This window comes from Erwinia psychrophila (assembly GCF_039023475.1).
GTDB lineage: Bacteria > Pseudomonadota > Gammaproteobacteria > Enterobacterales > Enterobacteriaceae > Erwinia.
In genome coordinates this window covers 1257112-1274265 of sequence record NZ_JBCHVB010000001.1, presented here as the reverse complement: position 1 = coordinate 1274265, position 17154 = coordinate 1257112, and the positions used below count along the sequence as shown (strand labels likewise).

The window sequence follows — 17154 nt, the reverse complement described above, 5'->3', positions numbered from 1 at the left end:
ATGAAGCTGGAAAGCGCCCTCAGGGAAGAATTTATTGCCGCAGCGAAAGCCAGCGACAGACCGGCCTCGCAGGTGGTACGCGAGCTGATGCGGGACTATATCAGGCGTCAGAACGAGAGCCGGGCTTATGATATTTACCTTGCGCAGAAAGTGGAGCAGGGATGCCAGGATATACGGGCAGGTAATGTTGTGAGTAACGACGAAGTTGAAGCGCAGTTCGCCGCGCGTCGTGCGAAACTGGCGGGAGAACGTGAAAGTACTCTGGGCGCAGGAAGCGCTCAACAACCGTACAGCAATATGGGAATCCCTGGCAGAACGAAACCCGCTGGCTGCGGCAGAACTGGATGAACGGTTCAACGAGACAGCAGCCAGGCTGGCAGAGCATCCGCTGATGGGCGTACCGGGAAAAATAGCCGGCACCCGGGAGTTGATACCACATGAGCATTACCGGCTTGTGTACGAGACGGATGAAGAAGCCGGTATCGTCTGGATAGTGACGCTGATCCATACAGCCCGGTGCTGGCCGCCGGTATCGCCGGAAAGCCAGTAAGTCCTCTGTGAGAAAGGTTGTCTGGGGAACGGCAGAGCGCGCCATTTATGGCGCGTCTGCCTTCTTCACGTCCCGAGTGCATGGGGCAAATGGCCGCCCGGCCCGCGTTGAGCTGCGGCGCTCTCTGGCGGTCTGCACCTGGCCGTACGCCCGTTTAACATTACGCAGGATATTATACGTACTCCCGCGCCAGTCATCGGAAAATCCCAGAAGCATCCCGATACGTTCATATACCTACAATCTGCGCTATATCCTGCGCCCGCGCGTCCGGCAGCGGGTGCAAAACCCGACGCATGTAAGTTAGTACTTACATTAGAAATATACTTAAACATTTATTGTGATATTAGGTGATCGTTTGAGAGGTTTCTTATATCATTGCCTTTCCAATCAAAACAATGGATTGTATTCAATGAGAAAATCATCCTTTATTCTCGGGGCAGCTATTACCTTAGCTGCGTTGGCTGCTTATACGAGCTATTCAATCGGTGGAAGCCGTCCTGAATATGTAGGATTGGCTGAAAAGGGCGCAAATAATATACTTCAGGCCACATACGGCCCGGGTAAATGCCTTTCAAATCAAGAAGTAGATGGAGGTTGGGTCATGAATTGCAGCTATAACCATGGGGCAAACGTGGCGACATATTCTGTATTACCGCCTGAGAATGCACCCTATGCCATTTATGGTAATTTCTACCTCGAAGCCAGAAATCAGTTTGCTATAGATAGTGCTCATAAAGGTCTGGGCCGCTTTCTTGAGGTCGGAACGGCTGGAGGCCATGCAGCCTGATCGATGCAAACAGCGTATAAGCGCATTCTTATTACGCCAAAGAATTAAAGAGGTCAGCCACCGGGCTGGCCTTTTCTTTTTTCGTACCTGGCTATTTGATGCGGCCAGTATTAAATCCCTTCCGGGGAATCCTGGCGGTTTAACGTCCGGACTCCAAACCTTTTCCTGACCGGAAACAGAACGCTGGCATAATGATGACGCTCTCAGAGGGAAAAGCAGCGGGGGAAGGCGTTCTTATCAAAAAAGAGGCTCTCTGCTTTATCCCAGGCTCATGTCCGGCAACATATTCACAAAGTCAGCCGCCAGCAACACGAAGCCGGGCACCAGAAAATTTTTGTTTATCTTCCTGTAATACAGGGCAAACAGAACTATTCCAGCCGTTATCATCGGCACTGCGATGATCAAATGTGTAGCCATGCCGGTTTCTTATGCAGATGGGGGTCGCTACGCCCAGTTCCAGGGCATCCAGTGATGCGTCAGAGCGAACATAACCAGCTCAAGCACGATAACCAGCGTCAGCAGAATGCCCAGCTTGTGGTTACATATCCAGTTCAATTTTTAAGTCCTTCGGCACCTGGTTTACTGAACCTGAAGCGGTCGCAAGGGTGTCCCGATAGTTGCGTCAGGGGATTGCAGTGCCCGTTGTGCTGCGCCGTGGCTGACAGGGCATACAGGACGGGCCATATCATTAATGATTTCGCGCGTGGCTTCGTTTTACGGACATCAGCGGCCCTGTGGTTGACGTCTGTTCTCTGGCGTTAAGTCAGGGCTGATTCTTACCACATCATCTCGCCTCCTGAATAATACATTCCCTCTGTTTTTATACCAGACGCTTTTTATTCATCCGGCTCTGCCGTGAACGGATCGTTGATGCCGGCATGCCATGAAGGCCTGAATTCAGGCAATAAAAAAGGCCGCCGGAGCGACCTGATGGGTAGTCAAGGTATTTCAGGCCGTTTTCAGGGCCGTTACGGCAATATCCGAACGGAAAATGCCAAGCTTTTTGGATTGATCTTCAAAAAAATCATTCAGCGCACGGACGGCATTTTCGCCCTGAATCATAAGGGTGCTTTCTGTAGCCTGTCCGCTTTTCTTAACCACATACTGCACTGACCAGCTCTTAAGTTGATTGTTCATATTTACGCCCCGGTTGTTCAATTAATCCCACTCACATGAATGAGTCATCGACAGGAAGCGGTAAAACTTTAACCAATTTTCGGAATTTCCTTATATAAAGGGCCTGGCACGTCATGGCATGAAAAGCGCTCAGCAGGGTTGTTACGGGACTGATGCTTTTAACTTGAGGGACTTACGTACAAACAGGGACTTGCTGCGAGCGTAACATACCGTAACGCTCTCCGGTCACGCTGTCAGCCTTACCCATTGTTATGGCTGCTACGCTTAGTGAGAAAGTGAAAACTGGTACAGGAAACCGTGATGTGTCCGAAGAAAGCTAAAATAGATGTTGGATCAGACCGTATTATTATCAGAAGACGCTACCGGGCGCTGAGCGCGCTTAACGATTTGCTGATTGGGATCTGGTTCCTGGCAGGCAGTATTTTTTTCTTTTATGACTCACTGATGACCGTCGGCACATGGTTTTTCGTCGCGGGGAGCGTTGAGCTGATATTTCGTCCGGTGATTAAACTGACTGAGCTGATCCACGTTAAACGCTTCTCCTCGCGGGACGCCTCTGACGCAGCCTGAGGCCGCGTTGTTCCCGCGCGTAATGCGCCCGGCAAGCCTGCTGGCTAAAAGCATCCTCTCCAGAAGCGTCAGGTCATGGGTGTTCCGTAAGGGCGAACCCTCTCCAGGGTAAGCCTGCCCGTATCCGGAGACAGCGTCTGAACTCCCTTCGCTTTGAAGAACCAGCCACACGACAGCGAACAACTCACAATCCCTCTTTCCCGCCCGTTGTTCACCTGATAACTTGTACAAGCGGCCAGTCAGTGTACATGGCCTGGGAAGCGTAAAATAACTGACGAATAGGTGGGCCGGGTTGATAAGCCCCTGAAAGAGCATGGGGCCAATCCAGGGCGCTGGTGATGGCAACAGAGTAAAGAATGCCTGGGAAGTGGCTCTCACGCCGTCAGGTCAGCATAAGATGTCCGGTAATAATAAAGGAGTCAGTAATGAAAATCGCCTGTCTCGGCTGGGGCTCTCTGATTTGGAAACCGGAAGCGCTGCCGCTGGAAAGTGAATGGCATCCGGATGGCCCCATGATGCCGGTTGAGTTTTCACGGATAGGAGATGGCGGTGAGCTTGCTACCGCTATCTGCATGGGCGCACCGCTGGTGCAGGCTTGCTGGGCAATACTGGCTACGGAGAGCATTGAGCTGGCTGTTGCAGCCTTACGTGAGCGAGAAGGCATTCCGGCAAAACGCGAAGATGGTGTCGGTATGCTGATGGCGCAAAGGAGATCGCACAGCAAGCTGGCTGAATGGGCTTCTGAGCGTGAAATTGATGCTTTGATATGGACGGCATTACCGCCGCGCTTTGCCGGCGTGGAAGGGCTGATCCCTTCATCTGAAGATGCACTGGAGTATCTTCGCTCGCTGGAAGGGGAAAAGCGGGCGCATGCGTTTGACTACATCCGTCAGGTGCCGGCACAGTTAGATACGCCCTACCGTCGCGCCTTTCATCAGCATCTGGATTTGCACGCTTAATGCCTGAAGGGAAGTGATAAATTCAGCATAGCGGCTTCCCCGACCCTGCTTTAATGCACGAAAAAGGCTGAAGCAGGGGAGTCATAATCCCGCCTCAGCCCTTTCAGTGGCCCGGTCAGGCGATCAGATCGTCCGGCGTACGATGAACGATCTCTTCCAGCGCGCCCCGGTAAATATCAAGCTGAACCACATCCGTTTCCGTTTCCATCTTTGCCAGCAATTTGAGAATAATGGCCTTATTGGTCACGGAGCCCTGCGTTGCCGTTAATTCGGCGGTAATTTCATCAAGAACATCAGACTCGCCAGACATTAGCTCACCAGAATTTTGAAAATAAGTATTGATTTGAGACTCAATAGAATCATGTTGCTGCATGTTGTAGCCTCCGGAATTTTTTTTCTTTGCGGCGAAGCCAGATGCAGGACTGGCAAACAGCATTGTAGAGATTTCTTAAAAGTTGTACAAAAAAATGGCCTCTGAAAGTGGAAATCCACTGGCACCTTCAGAGGCGATGCAAAGCATCATTCGTTACTGTGGATGGATATCCACGGCGAGTAAAGTTATACGAAGATGCTAAACTTGTACAATCAATCCTTGTGCAAAAAGTGCGGTCGTAGGTGTATTTCTGATGCACTTTTATTCCCCCAGGATAAGTCCGTTTCACCGCATCGCTTTAATCACTTTCGACTAAGCTTAAGAAACGTAGAGTAAGAGGAGAAAATTGATGAAAGATCAAAATACAAACAGCAAACGCAATAAAGAAGGCGATGTCAGCAAAGGATTACCGGAAGCGGCACCTGAGGCGGGCAATGCTTATGAAGAAGATGAAATGTCGGTAAAAGAGCATCCGGCAAAAGAAAACCCGGATGAACACGGTGAGGTCCCGCGAACCCGTGATGACAGCCAGGATGATAAGGTCGATCCGTATAAGCAGGGATAAACCTGTGAAGGCCCGCCGGTGCCGGGCCTTTGTTATGTCGTTCAGGGAACAGAAGGTGGCTGGTATTTTATATATTCGCGAATAGCATCATGGACATCCCGGTTCTCAGCTTCATCAAGCCCTTTGTCGGCAAATTCCTTCGCCAGCTTTTCCAGCACGTCGTCAAACTTTCCCTTATAGGTGATGTTATTTAACGCAATCTGCTGGCCAAGGATCTCTTTAAGCGCCCGCGTTTCGGTGCTGAGCCGTTGCACAATCTCTTCGAGTTTTTTGATTCTTGCTTCTTCCGACATGGTTTCTTCCTCAGTCATCTTGAACAGTCAAAACGGATGCGAAAACAGCATCGCCTAACTTAAAGCGCAATGCAATGAATAGCTTAACCTGGTTTCAGGCAGCGTTAATCCTGCATACTGAAAGCGCCGCAGGCTTACCGGAAATATGTGCAGATGCTAAAATAAGCGCTATGTTGCCTCAATCCGGAAAAATCATGCCTTCACCAGAAGCGCTTTTTCAGCGGCTTTCCGCTTCCCCTTTCCGTCAGCGTTTTCACCTGACCCGGGCGGAGTACGATTACTTTCTGAAAAAGGGTGGGGAGACGATAAGCGTCCATGCGGCTGACTTTATCAGGCAAAGGCTTTCTCCCGCGGCGCCGGTAAACGATGGCAAACAGACGCCCATGCGCGGCCATCCTGTTTTTATTGCCCAGCATGCCACCGCGACATGTTGTCGGGGCTGCCTGAGTCAATGGCATGGCATTCCCCGGCATCAGGAGATGACCCCGGCACAGCAGTCCTGGGTTGTTGAGGTGATAACCTGCTGGCTTCGACTGGAGATGGAAAAACCGGCCCCGGAGAAAAAAGTACGGAAAAATACCGCTGCGCCAGAACAGCTTAATTTGCTGTAACGTCAGGAGAAAAGGGAGATATAACCTCCTTTTTGCCATCCTGTTTTCGGGACCGAATAGCGATGCGGATGTCTGCTGAATGCGCCTCTTTACCAAAGAGCGCCCTGTATGGATATTACTTTCGCTGGTGGAAATCATCCGCCAGGAGGCAGCGGCATTATCCGGCTACGGGTTGGCTAAGACGATATCAGGGGGGTAATAAAAACGCCGGAAGGGCTCCGGCGTGGTAACAGGGCAGGGAACTTATCGGGAAAGATCGGCTTCGGCTTCTTTCAGCTCGTCGCGCGCCTCATCCAGCTTTTCCATTTTTTTCTCGATTTTCTCCTCTCTGCCGTCGGCCCTGGCCTCCTTCAATTCCTGTTCGCGCTCCATGACCTTCTGTTTTTTCTCAGCCACCTTATCCTGACGCTCTCTGAGCAGACCGCTCTCTGTACAGTTTTCGTCAATTTCGCTCAGGGCTTTTTCCAGACCGGCAATACGATGGGTGTTGCCATGTTGCTGTGCGTATTTTATCTGCTGCTCAATTTCCTGTTTTTTTCCGGCACAGCCGCTTGCCGCGGCGCTGGCCTGGAGGGAAAAAAATGAAAGTGCAAAAAGGCACAGGCTTGCTTTCACTAGCGATTGTTTCATGTGTCCTCACTGACAGGTGATTTAAGTGCGGAATTATAACCTTTATTTATGAATTGTGATTTGAGTTAAAACAAAAAAGGGCGCTACCGCTTCACCTGCTGACGACGGGATCGGGAAAGCGGAAGCATAGCGGATTTTATTCGCTGTGCCGTTCGCAAAGCGGGTAAGGCAGCTCTGCCCTGAGCCGCTTTACTTCCGGTTGCTTTGCCCCGTAGCGTACTGCTACTCTGTCGGCCTTCTCTGTTTTCCCGCTGCAACGGTACTTTTTTTAACAGGAACCTGAATGATCTGGCTGATGCTCGTGACCCTGATTGTGGTATTTATCATTGGCTTTCGGGTGCTCAACTCACGTACCCGCCGCGCCACACGGGCATTAACAAAGCGGCTGAATCTCGATCCTGTTTATGTTGAGTCACTGATAAGCCAGATGGGAAAAGAGCCCGGGGAAGCGTTTGTCGACTATATCGCCAGGGAAAATGAAGCGCACCTGGCGAACGCGGCCAGCGTCCTGTTTATCTACCAGGTATTTATGCTGGATGAATCGGATGAAAGTATTGCGTTCTGGCGTGGCGTTCTGCGCAAGGCCTATTTGCCGCTGGAGCTGAGCAGCGAGCATGTCAGGCTGGCGCTGAGTTTCCTGAAGGAAATGGAACCTGATGCCCAGGAAATGCACGAATTCCGCCTGCGTTATAATGCGCGTTTCGCCTCTCCGGACAATTCGCCGACCGGCGCAGCGGACAATGTTTATTCTATTCATTCCCGCTCAGGCCGCCAGTGAACATTATTTAAGCGCCACTCCATTCATAATACTGCTGGTCTTTTATTTACCTCCGTCATTTTTTCCCGCCTGCCTGTACAGATGAAGCGCCGTTTTCCCTTAAGATCTTCCCGCCTGCCTTTTACCTGTACAGAGTCACTTTTTAACCTGTTTCGGCGCTTATCATTAGCACATTAAACCGGCCAGCCTGGGAGGTGATGTTTAATATTTGAAGCTTAAATGTTTTATTTAAGTTAAATTAAGGGCGGATGACCAGATGAATTATTTCCATCTGTTCACCGGCGGTATGGTCACTCCCATTAACTATTTCTCGTTGATTACAAAGGAAATGAAGATTTAAGAAGCACAATAGCGGATAAAACAGATAAATAATTCTTACCCGCCGCTTTTAATGTTACCGGCTTCTTTTCGCCAGTTGACATAAACTTAACAATAAACATTTTTGACGCAAAAATTACATTTTGTAATGTTTGTTTCCATGATATTGCGCTCAGGTTAGATAGCAAAAAAATTAATTAACCCAAATTACATTTTTTAGCATGTGAGAGTCGTAATGTTATGCTTCTTCAAAAAGAAACAACCCGCCGTAAGTTTTTACTAGGCTCGCTTCTGGCATTGCCATTTAGTGACATGATCGTCAGAGGATTAACTGCAGCCCAGGCTGCGGAAATGGCCGCGCCCGATCTGGTCGATTATCAACCCGTCTTTTTTTCCACCGATGAGTGGCAGTTTATTATGGCTGCCTGCGATCGTCTGATCCCCGCCGGCGGTAACGGTAAGGCACCAGGCGCATTAGAAACGAACGTTCCCATCTTTATCGACCAGCAAATGCAGGGCGATATAGGCGATGAAATTTACCTTCAGGGGCCATTTGACCCTCGCGCTCCGGCAACAATGGGCTACCAGATCCCCTACCGGCCACAGCAGATTTATAAAATCGGCATCCGGATCGTTAACGACTGGTGCCAGCAGCAGCATCAAAAACCTTTCCACGCGCTTTCCGTAGCGGAGAAAGACGCGGTGCTGACGCAGGTTCAGAAAAACGGCATTCACTTTAGCGAACTGGGCGAAGACGCGCTGCAAGGCTCGCAGTTCTTCAGTGAACTCCTTTCGGATACCAAACATGGTTATCTCTCTGACCCTATGTACGGCGGCAATAAAGGGATGAAGGCGTGGATCGCCATCGGCTTCCCGGGCGCGCGCGCCAGCTATACCGAGTGGGTCAAACAGCATAACGTTCCCTATCCGCTTGGCCCGGTCAGCCTTCTGGGCCAGCGCGCCTGAGTTGACTGTTATTTTTCCGTTTTCTGAAGATTGCAGGATGTAAGATGGCATTGGTAAAAAAAGAAGAAGTCGACGTTGTTGTGGTCGGCCTGGGCTGGGCCGGTTCACTGATGAGTATTGAACTGGCGATGGCCGGACTAAAGGTGCGCGCGCTGGAGCGTGGTGGCGATCGCGGATACGAAGAGTTCACTTACCCAAAACCGGCGGATGAATACGCTTACGCGGTTCGCAACAAAGTGATGGCAACCCCGGCAGAAGCCGCGGTAACCGTACGCTACAACATGAGCGAGACGGCGCTGCCAACCCGTAAATGGGGTGCGTTTGCGCCGGGTACCGGCGTGGGGGGATCGGGTCTGCACTGGACCGGTGTGTTACTTCGTCCAACACCCACCGACATTAAGCTGAAAACCTATGCGGACGAGGCCTATAAGCCGGGTATTCTGCAGGACGATATGCGCATCATGGACTTCCCGTTCACCTGGGATGAAATTGAACCCTATTTCACCAAATTCGAGCGTATCTGTGGCCAGTCTGGTAATACGGGCAACCTGCGCGGCAAAATCCTTGAAGGGGGCGATCCCTTTGAAGGACCTCGTTCAGAGCCCTATCCCTTGCCTGCGCTGGAAGACACGCTGAACACGAAGATGTTTGCCGAAGTGACAAAAAAAATGGGGTATCACCCATTCCCTAACCCTTCTGCCTGCGTCTCTCGCGCCTGGACAAACCCCTACGGCAACCAGATTGCGCCCTGCAACTACTGCGGCTACTGCAGTAAGTATCCTTGTCTGAACTACTCCAAAGCCTCACCTCAGACGGCGGTTATGGACGCCCTGAAGCGCATGGATAACTTCTCCTACGAAGTGCATGCCAACGTGATGAAAGTGGTGCTGCATGACGACAAGAAAACGGCAAAAGGCGTTATCTACATTGATGAGCAGGGCAACGAGTGCTTTCAGCCAGCGAAAATCGTGGTACTGAGCAGCTTCCAGTTCTGTAACGTGCGTCTGATGCTGCTGTCCGGCATCGGCAAACCTTATAACCCTATCACCGAAGAAGGTGTCGTGGGTCGTAACTATGCCTTCCTGAGTAACGGTGGAGCAACGTTGTTCTTCAAGGACAAAAACTTCAACCCGTTTGCAACCGCAGGCGCCACAGGCCAGATGTTCAACGACATCTCTCCAGGTAATTTTGATGGTCCATCGCTGGGCTTTATCGGTGGAGCTAAAATTCACAGCTCTCAGGCCACGGGGACGCCAATCAGCACTGCGCTGCCAAAAGGCACGCCTGCCTGGGGCACGGGTTGGAAAGAGGGTCTGGAAGAGTGGTATGGCCATTCGATGAAGATCAGCATCACCACCACCTGCCAGTCTTATCGTGATATCTATCTCGATCTGGATCCGAACTACAACGATGAGTACGGCTACCCGCTGTTGCGCATGACGTTCGACTGGAAAGAGAACGAACTGAAGCTCCAGCAGTACCTGAAGGGCATTGTGGGCAACATCACCAAAGAGCTTAACCCGGACAGCTACAGCGAAAGCTTCCTGCCGATGGACGCGCACTTTGACCTCACCAAATATGTATCTACTCATAACGTGGGTGGGGCAGTGATGGGCGATAATCCAAAAACCTCGGCGCTGAACAAGTATCTGCAAAGCTGGGACGTGCACAACGTCTTTGTGCCGGGCGGTAATGCGTTCCCGCAGAACTTCCAGGCGAACCCGACCGATACCATTGGCGCCATAACGCTGATGGCCGCTCAGGCAATCAAAGATCTTTATCTGAAAAACCCTGGTCCGCTGGTGCAGGCATAAGGAGATGAATTTGATGAAATTTAAAAACTTTTTTATCGCCAACGCCGTGCTGATAGGCCTGGGATTTGCGGCCAGCGCGCAGGCTGAAGACGCGGCGCTGATCAAGCAGGGCGAATATATCGCCCGTCTGGGCGACTGCGGCGCATGCCACACCCTGCCGGGGAAACCTGCATTTTCGGGTGGTCTGGCGATTGAATCCAATCTCGGAACGATCTATTCGACCAATATCACGCCGGATAAAGCTCACGGTATCGGCAGCTACAGCGAAGCGCAGTTCTCTGATGCGGTGCGCAAAGGTGTTCTGCCGGACGGTACCCGGCTCTACCCGGCAATGCCTTATCCTGACTATGCAAAAATCACCGATAAGGATATGCACGCGCTCTACGCCTTCTTTATGCATGGCGTGAAGCCGAGCGCGGAAGCGCCGCCCGAAACCGATCTGAGCTTCCCGTTCAGCCAGCGCTGGGGAATGCGCTTCTGGAACTGGGCGTTCAGTTCGGATAAACCGTTTAAACCCGTTGGCGGCGCATCGGCAGAGATTAACCGCGGCGCTTATCTGGTGGAAAGCCTGGGGCACTGCGGTAGCTGCCACACTCCGCGCGGGCTGGGAATGAATGAGAAGGCCTTCGACAGCAGCAGCGAGGCGTTCCTCGCCGGCGGTAATCTGAACGGATGGGAAGTGCCGTCGCTGCGCGGTCTGCCGCACTGGACTGAACAGGAAACCGTGGATTATCTGGCGACAGGCCGCAATGACAAAGCGGCCGTTGGCGGCGAGATGAAGTCGGTGGTTGAGCACAGTACCTCGTGGATGACCGACGCGGATCTTAAAGCGATTACTGCCTATCTGAAGTTCCTTGGCGATAATCAGCCAGCCCCAGCGGTAGATAAAAAAGCGAGCGACGAGACGGTTGCGAAGCTGACGGCGGCGAAGAATCTGACCGAAGGCGAACGCCTCTATCTCGACAACTGTGGTGCCTGCCACTTTGTTACCGGGAAAGGCGCGCCGGGCGTCTTCCCGCAGCTGGATCAGGCAACCATCGTTAACGCTGGCGATCCTGGCGGACTGATCCACACCATCCTGGCGGGCGCGCAGCAGCCTTCTACCGCCAAAGCGCCTTCAACGCTGGCCATGCCCGGTTTTGCCCATCGTCTGAGTGATGAAGAGGTTGCCCGGCTGGCGACGTTCGTTCGCCAGGGCTGGAGCAATAACGCTGATGCCGTGACCGCAGAGCAGGTGGCGAAGGTCAGAAAAAGCCTTAAGGAACACTAAGTCAGGAAAACGCACTCTTCTGTTAGGAAGGCTGTCCCGCCCCGTGGCCTTCCGGGGAGTCAAGCGTATCGCGCCAGGGAGGGCGCGAACCTGCTGGTGCTGCTTTACCTGCCGCTGAGCATTCGCTGCCACCTGCATAAGCGTTTGTCAGAGGGCTTAAGAGGCACTCTCTTTTTTCTCCGTTTGATCTTCATTCCGTTTCATCGCCGCCTCTTCCGCTTCTCTACTTTCCTGAATACCAACAGGTTTTCAATAAGTCACCCGCTATCGCGGCTTCCCGGCTGGATTTTCTGCACGACTGTGCCAGGTTATTTAAAGGAGGAAAATCAATGAAAAGAGACGTTTTAAGCGAAGAATACTATGACGAAGTCTGTCGGGTCATCGGCGATGCCGTGATCGTTCTGGCCGAAAGCGGTTATGAAACCGACAGGGCGGTTATCGCGGATCTGCTGATTAAAACCCGGCAGGATCGTCACGATAGCGAGCGCGATGAACAGAAAGTTCTGGAACATGCCATCCGGCTGATTAAACCCTGACGCCCAATGCCTCTGCTGGCCCGCTGGTGGAGGCATCTCTCACAGGCCCGCTCGCTCCTGCGCTTTTCCCTTATCTGTACTTTTCCCGTTCTCCTGACCCGGCCTGCGCTCACCTTAATCTGCACACAGTGTTAAGGAAGCGATAAGGCGCGGTAAAGTAGCGTAATAGGCAGGTAATCAGGGGCGCGAGCACTGTTTTTCCCGCCCACTTTAGCCGATAGTCTCCTTCAGCGGCGCTTAAGAAGCCGCGCGTTAATGGAGAAGATCGGATGAAAAAAATGACACTCGCCTTGCTCATCACGGTGATTACCGCAGGCAGCGCATTTTCCACCCTGGCCCGGGCTGACGGCCCTCGTGGCCAGCAATGGCACCAGCAGGGAAGAGATCGCGATAGCGATCGTCACCACGCCGCTGCGCATCATAACGATAATTCTCACCGGGATGAGCACGGCCACTATCAGCAACGCGATCGTTTTGCCTGGCAGGGTTATCACTTCCGGCGCGGCCAGCCGTTACCGGCCCATTTCCGTGAAAGGGATTATCGCGTAAATAACTGGCATGAACGTGGGCTGCACAGACCGTCGCGCGGTGAGCACTGGGCCTATATCGACGGCAACTATGTGCTGATTGCCGCCGCGACAGGCGTGATCACCTCTATTTTACTGAATAACGTTATGCAGTGATCCTGCCAGCTGGCCCGCCCGGGCCAGCATAGTCCGTCAGAGCGAGCTTCGGTTTGAACATTTACGCGATGCGATAAGCTTCCTCAATCATAAAGCGCTGCTGCGCCTCGCTGTAGTTCACCAGGGCATTTTTGCTGTTTGCGCGCGCCAGCACCCAGCTGACCTCTTCTTCGCTCAGCGAAGGCGGTGCTTCCCAGAACGGCGTAATGGCGTTGTCCTTCAGCCAGGCCATCAGCAGGCGTGCCGGCGGCACGGTAAAGCCCGGAAAGAGTTCCTCCACCAGTGCACTCATCAGCGCCTGCTGCTGCGCGTTCTCTTCATCGGCCAGCAGCGTCAGGAAGGGCAGCAATAGTCGTCCGCAAACTTCGCCGTGGTGGAAGTCCCGGATCGCGCCCAGCTCCCCTGCGATACCGTGGATTATGCCCAGTCCGGCCATACTCAGGCTGACGCCCCCCAGCCAGGAAGCCAGCAGCATCTGTTCGCGGGCCTCATCGCCCGCCTGGTCAGCGCGGTTGAGGTTGGGCCAGGCGTGCACGAAGGCCCGCAGGCCGCTGAGCGCCGTCTGCCGGGTAAAAAGGTTGCCCTTACTGGACAGGTACGCTTCAAAAAGGTGGGTAAAGGCGTCGACAGCGCAGCACGCCAGGATATTGTCCGGCGTCCCTTTAAGCAGATCGGGATCGAGAATAGCGACGTCAGGTACAAAATTGGCGTGACGAAGCGAGGCTTTGACCTGGATATCTTTTTTATCGGTGACCACGGCATTCTGGGTGACTTCGCTGCCCGTTCCTGCGGTGGTCGGCACGGCTATCAGCGGCAGCGTTTCCCCGGTCACGGGCATATCCCCCACCTTTTCCAGATAGCGCAGAGTGGCAAGAGGATGCTGGCTCATGGTGGCAAATGCCTTAGCGGCATCGAGTACGCTGCCACCGCCGATAGCCACCACCCGGTGAACCTTGCCGCGCCAGCGTTCAACCCAGGCGTCAATCTCCTGCGGTGAGGCTTCATGTCTGACAATTTCCATACCGGTCAGCAGCGGCGCCAGCCTGGATTCCAGCGCCTGCCACGCCTCGCCCTGCAAAAAAGACTGGCCGCAAAACAGCAGCGTCGGCAGGTTGTTACCCTGTAGCAACGGCAGCAGCTCCCGTAAACTGCCGGGACCGAAAAAGGTCTGGCGGTTGGCAATCATCAGACTGGTGTTCATTTTTATTATCCTTTTCAGACAGAGGGATGAGGAGAGGTTATAACACAGCCCTGTGCAGGTTTTCCCGCCCGCCCGTCTCTTTCAGATAAGCCGCTTTCAGGGGGGGCAGGCAGACCGGTGAGTGAAGACGTTGCGGGGAAGAGCCGTAAGGTCAGATTGCGCGCGCAGGGCAGGAGAAGGTAATCATTTTATCCTGTGGCGCGTTGATCACGCTGAAGCGGGTATCGGAGAGGCGCTGAGCCAGCCATCCTTCACGGGTGACGGCCGAGGGGAGGTAGCGCTGCCGATCGCTGCTGTAAAGCGGACCGCTCTCCAGGGTGATATCGGGCATGCTGACGCGAAAAGAGGTGAAGCGGTCAATGATGGTGCCTTCCACAAGGCCTTGCTGCTTGCCGCTCAGCGTTTCCACCCGGCCATGGCAGGGCATGCCTTTATTACCGCCGGAACAGGCGGTAAGAAGGAGTAGTGCGGCACATAGCGCTCCCCTGGCGAAAACCGTTCCCGCTGAGCGTTGTTGTAAGTCCTGGCTGCGCATACGTCGTCCTTAAGTATGTTAAGGGAGTAAGTATAGTCGGCCCCGGCGGTTTGAGTCAGGCGTTACGCGGACAAAAACCGACCGGAAGCTGCCTTCTTCCCGGGGTTTGCCTTTTTTTTTCACAAAATGCCAACGTCTGACTGAATCAATTCAGCAAAAATGTTAACAACGGTTCGCAAAACGGTGAGGTAATGCTACAATCGCCGCCGTCAGCAACCTAATCTTCTGTCATTCTGCATGATAACAGCCATCTTTCCCGACTTAAGGGGACTTCTCCCACCAATGGTGGGGCGAATAGCGCAAGTTTTGAAACTACTTATATACTTTCGTTGCAGTGATGCACACGCGTTTCTCAGCGGCGCTGCCGGGCTGAGAAGCTTTTTGACGGACGAACACAACAGACTGAATCATTCCTGTGAATAACAAAACTTCTGCTTTTTTGCTGACGCCGCTATTTCTGCTGCCAGCGTCTGCCAGCTATGCCCACGCCTCCGGGATATCAGACAGCGCTGACGTATCAGGCCAGGAAAGCGCCATGATCGTCATAAAACAGCGCACCGGCCTGTCGGCGCTGGATACCCCTGCTGCGGTCAGCATTGTTGACGGCGAGACGCTTCGCAATAATTCTGCCCAGGTCAACCTCTCCGAGGGGCTGGGCAGCGTACCCGGACTACAAATACAGAACCGGCAAAATTACGCGCAGGATCTGCAACTTTCCGTGCGTGGCTTCGGCAGCCGGGCAATGTATGGCGTCAGGGGCGTGCGGGTCTACGTTGACGGGATCCCTTCGACGATGCCGGATGGCCAGGGACAGACCTCGAACATTGATATCAATTCGGTAGACCGGGTAGAAGTGCTGCGCGGACCCTACTCCGCGCTTTACGGCAATGCGTCCGGGGGCGTGGTGAACATTGAAACGGAAACCGGCGCTGAACCCACGACGCTCAGCGCCGGAACCTGGTTTGGCAGCTACGGGAGCTGGCGCAACAGCGTTAAGGCCAGCGGCGCAACAGGAGACGGCACCCACGTTGGTGACGTTAACTACACGCTGTCCGGCTCACGCTTTACGACGCATGGCTACCGCGATCACAGCGGGACGCAGAAAAGCCTCGGCAACGGTAAGCTGGGTGTCCGTCTCGATGAGGCCAGTACGCTGACGCTGATGTTTAACAGCGTGTCGGTGGATGCCAACGATCCCGGCGGCCTGAGCAAAGAAGAGTGGCAGCAGAATCCGCGTCAGTCACCGCGCGGTGACAGCTTCAATACCCGCAAAAGCCTCGATCAGACGCAGGTTGGTTTGCGTTATCAGCGCGAGATGAGCGAGAAAGATCAGCTTACTCTGACGACCTGGCACGGCGAGCGGCACACCACGCAGTATCAATCTATCCCACGCGCGCCGCAGCTTAATCCGACCCAGGCCGGGGGCGTGATCGTCCTTGAGCGCAAATATTCCGGCGTGGATACCCGCTGGAAGCATGAAGATCGCATCGGCTCGCTGCCGTTTACGGCGATCGTCGGGCTGGATTATGAAACCCTGACCGAGCGTCGCCAGGGCTTCGAAAATTTCAATTATGTTAACGGCACGCTGGAGTATGGCGAGAAGGGGAGCCAGCGGCGTAACGAAAAAAACACCATGTGGAATCTCGATCCCTATCTGCAGACCAGCTGGCAGCTGACGTCAAAATGGACGCTGGATGCCGGGCTGCGCTACAGCACGATTAGCTTTGATTCGGAAGACTATTATATTGAGCCCGGCAACGGCGATGACAGCGGCAGTACGCGCTATCATAAACTGCTGCCGATGGGCTCGCTGAACTACGCGGTTACCGATGCCTGGAATCTCTACGTTTCCGCCGGACGCGGTTTTGAAACGCCAACTATCAATGAACTCTCCTACCGCTCAGTCAGCGGCAATCAGACCGGACTCAATCTTGGTCTCAAGCCGGCCACCAGCGATACCCTCGAACTGGGCAGTAAAACCCGTATCGGCTATGGCCTGCTGACGGCGGCGATTTTCCAGACCAACACCGATAACGAGCTGGTGGTGGCGGAAAGCAGCAATGGCCGCTCGGTCTATAAGAATGCGGGTAAAACCCGTCGCCGGGGCGTTGAGCTCGCCTTTGACCAGCAGTTTGCTGAAAACTGGCAGATGAAGATGGCCTGGACGCTGCTGGACGCCACTTACCGTAATGAAACCTGTAACGACGGCGGCAGCTGCACGCCGTCCGGCAACCGCCTGCCGGGCGTGGCGCGGAATATGGGCTATGCCTCGCTGGCGTGGGCGCCGGAAGCAGGCTGGCACGCCGGGGCAGAGGTGCGCTATATGAGCAGCGTGCAGGCCAATGATGAAAACGAGGCAAAAGCGCCTTCCTATACGGTTGCCAGCCTGAATACAGGTTACCGGCTTAACTGGGATAAGTGGTCACTCGATCTCTTTGGACGCGTTGATAATCTTTTTGATAAAGCCTACGTCGGTTCGGTCATTGTCAATGAGGGCAACGGGCGCTATTACGAGCCTGCGCCAGGGCGGAACTACGGTGGTGGAGCTACGCTTACCTATAGTTTCCAGTAACAGTAT

General features: G+C 53.5%; 20 protein-coding genes. 13 read left to right on the top strand and 7 right to left on the bottom strand.

From position 1 onward, the window contains the following. Nucleotides 1-250: 250 nt before the first annotated feature. Both AAH446_RS05945 and AAH446_RS05940 read left to right on the top strand, forming a co-directional pair. Nucleotides 251-550 carry a type II toxin-antitoxin system RelE/ParE family toxin gene (locus AAH446_RS05945; protein WP_342905750.1) on the top strand — a complete coding sequence of 100 codons (300 nt, stop codon included), beginning with the start codon at nucleotides 251-253 and terminating at the stop codon, nucleotides 548-550. Nucleotides 551-959: 409 nt separating this feature from the next. After that, complete coding sequence (locus AAH446_RS05940) at nucleotides 960-1337, top strand: hypothetical protein (protein ID WP_342905749.1); 378 nt, start codon at nucleotides 960-962, stop codon at nucleotides 1335-1337. Between the two features lie 258 nt (nucleotides 1338-1595). Here the strand turns inward: AAH446_RS05940 and AAH446_RS05935 are convergent, their stop codons facing one another. After that, nucleotides 1596-1754: a hypothetical protein gene (locus AAH446_RS05935; protein WP_342905748.1), complete on the bottom strand. Its 159-nt coding sequence runs from the start codon at nucleotides 1752-1754 to the stop codon at nucleotides 1596-1598. Between the two features lie 531 nt (nucleotides 1755-2285). After that, complete coding sequence (locus AAH446_RS05930; protein WP_342905747.1) at nucleotides 2286-2474, bottom strand: hypothetical protein; 189 nt, start codon at nucleotides 2472-2474, stop codon at nucleotides 2286-2288. Between the two features lie 300 nt (nucleotides 2475-2774). Here AAH446_RS05930 and AAH446_RS05925 point away from each other — a divergent pair, with 300 nt between their 5' ends. Further along, nucleotides 2775-3044, top strand: a complete 270-nt coding sequence (locus AAH446_RS05925; protein WP_342905746.1) for a YrhK family protein — start codon at nucleotides 2775-2777, stop codon at nucleotides 3042-3044. Between the two features lie 425 nt (nucleotides 3045-3469). Beyond that, the gene (locus AAH446_RS05920) at nucleotides 3470-4003 is read left to right on the top strand and encodes a hypothetical protein (protein WP_342905745.1); all 534 of its coding nucleotides are present in this window, start codon (nucleotides 3470-3472) and stop codon (nucleotides 4001-4003) included. Between the two features lie 115 nt (nucleotides 4004-4118). Here the strand turns inward: AAH446_RS05920 and AAH446_RS05915 are convergent, their stop codons facing one another. Continuing rightward, the gene (locus tag AAH446_RS05915; RefSeq protein WP_342905744.1) at nucleotides 4119-4313 is read right to left on the bottom strand and encodes a biofilm/acid-resistance regulator YmgB/AriR; all 195 of its coding nucleotides are present in this window, start codon (nucleotides 4311-4313) and stop codon (nucleotides 4119-4121) included. 412 nt (nucleotides 4314-4725) lie between these two features. Between AAH446_RS05915 and AAH446_RS05910 the strand changes: the two genes are divergently transcribed. After that, on the top strand, nucleotides 4726-4941 hold the full coding sequence (locus AAH446_RS05910) for a hypothetical protein (RefSeq protein ID WP_342905743.1): 216 nt from the start codon (nucleotides 4726-4728) through the stop codon (nucleotides 4939-4941). A 41-nt stretch (nucleotides 4942-4982) separates the two neighbouring features. Here AAH446_RS05910 and AAH446_RS05905 read toward each other — a convergent pair whose 3' ends face one another. Beyond that, complete coding sequence (locus tag AAH446_RS05905) at nucleotides 4983-5234, bottom strand: hypothetical protein (protein ID WP_342905742.1); 252 nt, start codon at nucleotides 5232-5234, stop codon at nucleotides 4983-4985. A 194-nt stretch (nucleotides 5235-5428) separates the two neighbouring features. On the opposite strand from AAH446_RS05905, the gene AAH446_RS05900 reads away from it, so the two are divergent. Beyond that, nucleotides 5429-5845, top strand: coding sequence for a DUF4186 domain-containing protein (locus AAH446_RS05900; RefSeq protein WP_342905741.1), 417 nt, complete (start codon nucleotides 5429-5431; stop codon nucleotides 5843-5845). A 243-nt stretch (nucleotides 5846-6088) separates the two neighbouring features. On the opposite strand, the gene AAH446_RS05895 is transcribed toward AAH446_RS05900, so the two are convergent. Then, nucleotides 6089-6475, bottom strand: coding sequence for a DUF1090 domain-containing protein (locus AAH446_RS05895; protein WP_342905740.1), 387 nt, complete (start codon nucleotides 6473-6475; stop codon nucleotides 6089-6091). 283 nt (nucleotides 6476-6758) lie between these two features. Between AAH446_RS05895 and AAH446_RS05890 the strand changes: the two genes are divergently transcribed. From AAH446_RS05890 to AAH446_RS05865, 6 genes are all read left to right on the top strand, one after another. Further along, the gene (locus AAH446_RS05890; protein ID WP_342905739.1) at nucleotides 6759-7253 is read left to right on the top strand and encodes a DUF1198 family protein; all 495 of its coding nucleotides are present in this window, start codon (nucleotides 6759-6761) and stop codon (nucleotides 7251-7253) included. A gap of 558 nt (nucleotides 7254-7811) precedes the next feature. Next, entirely contained in the window at nucleotides 7812-8537 is a 726-nt protein-coding gene (locus AAH446_RS05885) for a gluconate 2-dehydrogenase subunit 3 family protein (protein ID WP_342905738.1), read from the top strand. A 44-nt stretch (nucleotides 8538-8581) separates the two neighbouring features. Then, on the top strand, nucleotides 8582-10351 hold the full coding sequence (locus AAH446_RS05880) for a GMC family oxidoreductase (RefSeq protein WP_342905737.1): 1770 nt from the start codon (nucleotides 8582-8584) through the stop codon (nucleotides 10349-10351). Nucleotides 10352-10355: 4 nt separating this feature from the next. Then, on the top strand, nucleotides 10356-11621 hold the full coding sequence (locus AAH446_RS05875) for a c-type cytochrome (protein ID WP_342905736.1): 1266 nt from the start codon (nucleotides 10356-10358) through the stop codon (nucleotides 11619-11621). Nucleotides 11622-11950: 329 nt separating this feature from the next. After that, nucleotides 11951-12157, top strand: coding sequence for a DUF2767 family protein (locus AAH446_RS05870; RefSeq protein ID WP_342905735.1), 207 nt, complete (start codon nucleotides 11951-11953; stop codon nucleotides 12155-12157). Between the two features lie 269 nt (nucleotides 12158-12426). After that, the gene (locus AAH446_RS05865) at nucleotides 12427-12840 is read left to right on the top strand and encodes an RcnB family protein (protein WP_342905734.1); all 414 of its coding nucleotides are present in this window, start codon (nucleotides 12427-12429) and stop codon (nucleotides 12838-12840) included. 61 nt (nucleotides 12841-12901) lie between these two features. On the opposite strand, the gene AAH446_RS05860 is transcribed toward AAH446_RS05865, so the two are convergent. Together AAH446_RS05860 and AAH446_RS05855 are read right to left on the bottom strand one after the other, a co-directional pair. Further along, the gene (locus AAH446_RS05860; protein WP_342905733.1) at nucleotides 12902-14041 is read right to left on the bottom strand and encodes an iron-containing alcohol dehydrogenase; all 1140 of its coding nucleotides are present in this window, start codon (nucleotides 14039-14041) and stop codon (nucleotides 12902-12904) included. A 151-nt stretch (nucleotides 14042-14192) separates the two neighbouring features. Continuing rightward, nucleotides 14193-14576, bottom strand: coding sequence for a hypothetical protein (locus AAH446_RS05855; RefSeq protein WP_342905732.1), 384 nt, complete (start codon nucleotides 14574-14576; stop codon nucleotides 14193-14195). Nucleotides 14577-14991: 415 nt separating this feature from the next. On the opposite strand from AAH446_RS05855, the gene pqqU reads away from it, so the two are divergent. Beyond that, complete coding sequence (pqqU, locus tag AAH446_RS05850) at nucleotides 14992-17148, top strand: TonB-dependent receptor PqqU (RefSeq protein WP_342905731.1); 2157 nt, start codon at nucleotides 14992-14994, stop codon at nucleotides 17146-17148. The last annotated feature ends 6 nt before the right edge of the window (nucleotides 17149-17154 follow it).

Excerpts from the sequence above, each read along its gene's own strand:
- AAH446_RS05940 (WP_342905749.1), top strand. The coding sequence starts at position 960 with ATGAGAAAATCATCCTTTATTCTCGGGGCAGCTATTACCTTAGCTGCG.
- AAH446_RS05935 (WP_342905748.1), bottom strand. The coding sequence starts at position 1,754 with ATGGCTACACATTTGATCATCGCAGTGCCGATGATAACGGCTGGAATA.
- AAH446_RS05930 (WP_342905747.1), bottom strand. The coding sequence starts at position 2,474 with ATGAACAATCAACTTAAGAGCTGGTCAGTGCAGTATGTGGTTAAGAAA.
- AAH446_RS05925 (WP_342905746.1), top strand. The coding sequence starts at position 2,775 with ATGTGTCCGAAGAAAGCTAAAATAGATGTTGGATCAGACCGTATTATT.
- AAH446_RS05920 (WP_342905745.1), top strand. The coding sequence starts at position 3,470 with ATGAAAATCGCCTGTCTCGGCTGGGGCTCTCTGATTTGGAAACCGGAA.
- AAH446_RS05915 (WP_342905744.1), bottom strand. The coding sequence starts at position 4,313 with ATGTCTGGCGAGTCTGATGTTCTTGATGAAATTACCGCCGAATTAACG.
- AAH446_RS05910 (WP_342905743.1), top strand. The coding sequence starts at position 4,726 with ATGAAAGATCAAAATACAAACAGCAAACGCAATAAAGAAGGCGATGTC.
- AAH446_RS05905 (WP_342905742.1), bottom strand. The coding sequence starts at position 5,234 with ATGTCGGAAGAAGCAAGAATCAAAAAACTCGAAGAGATTGTGCAACGG.
- AAH446_RS05900 (WP_342905741.1), top strand. The coding sequence starts at position 5,429 with ATGCCTTCACCAGAAGCGCTTTTTCAGCGGCTTTCCGCTTCCCCTTTC.
- AAH446_RS05895 (WP_342905740.1), bottom strand. The coding sequence starts at position 6,475 with ATGAAACAATCGCTAGTGAAAGCAAGCCTGTGCCTTTTTGCACTTTCA.
- AAH446_RS05890 (WP_342905739.1), top strand. The coding sequence starts at position 6,759 with ATGATCTGGCTGATGCTCGTGACCCTGATTGTGGTATTTATCATTGGC.
- AAH446_RS05885 (WP_342905738.1), top strand. The coding sequence starts at position 7,812 with ATGCTTCTTCAAAAAGAAACAACCCGCCGTAAGTTTTTACTAGGCTCG.
- AAH446_RS05880 (WP_342905737.1), top strand. The coding sequence starts at position 8,582 with ATGGCATTGGTAAAAAAAGAAGAAGTCGACGTTGTTGTGGTCGGCCTG.
- AAH446_RS05875 (WP_342905736.1), top strand. The coding sequence starts at position 10,356 with ATGAATTTGATGAAATTTAAAAACTTTTTTATCGCCAACGCCGTGCTG.
- AAH446_RS05870 (WP_342905735.1), top strand. The coding sequence starts at position 11,951 with ATGAAAAGAGACGTTTTAAGCGAAGAATACTATGACGAAGTCTGTCGG.
- AAH446_RS05865 (WP_342905734.1), top strand. The coding sequence starts at position 12,427 with ATGAAAAAAATGACACTCGCCTTGCTCATCACGGTGATTACCGCAGGC.
- AAH446_RS05860 (WP_342905733.1), bottom strand. The coding sequence starts at position 14,041 with ATGAACACCAGTCTGATGATTGCCAACCGCCAGACCTTTTTCGGTCCC.
- AAH446_RS05855 (WP_342905732.1), bottom strand. The coding sequence starts at position 14,576 with ATGCGCAGCCAGGACTTACAACAACGCTCAGCGGGAACGGTTTTCGCC.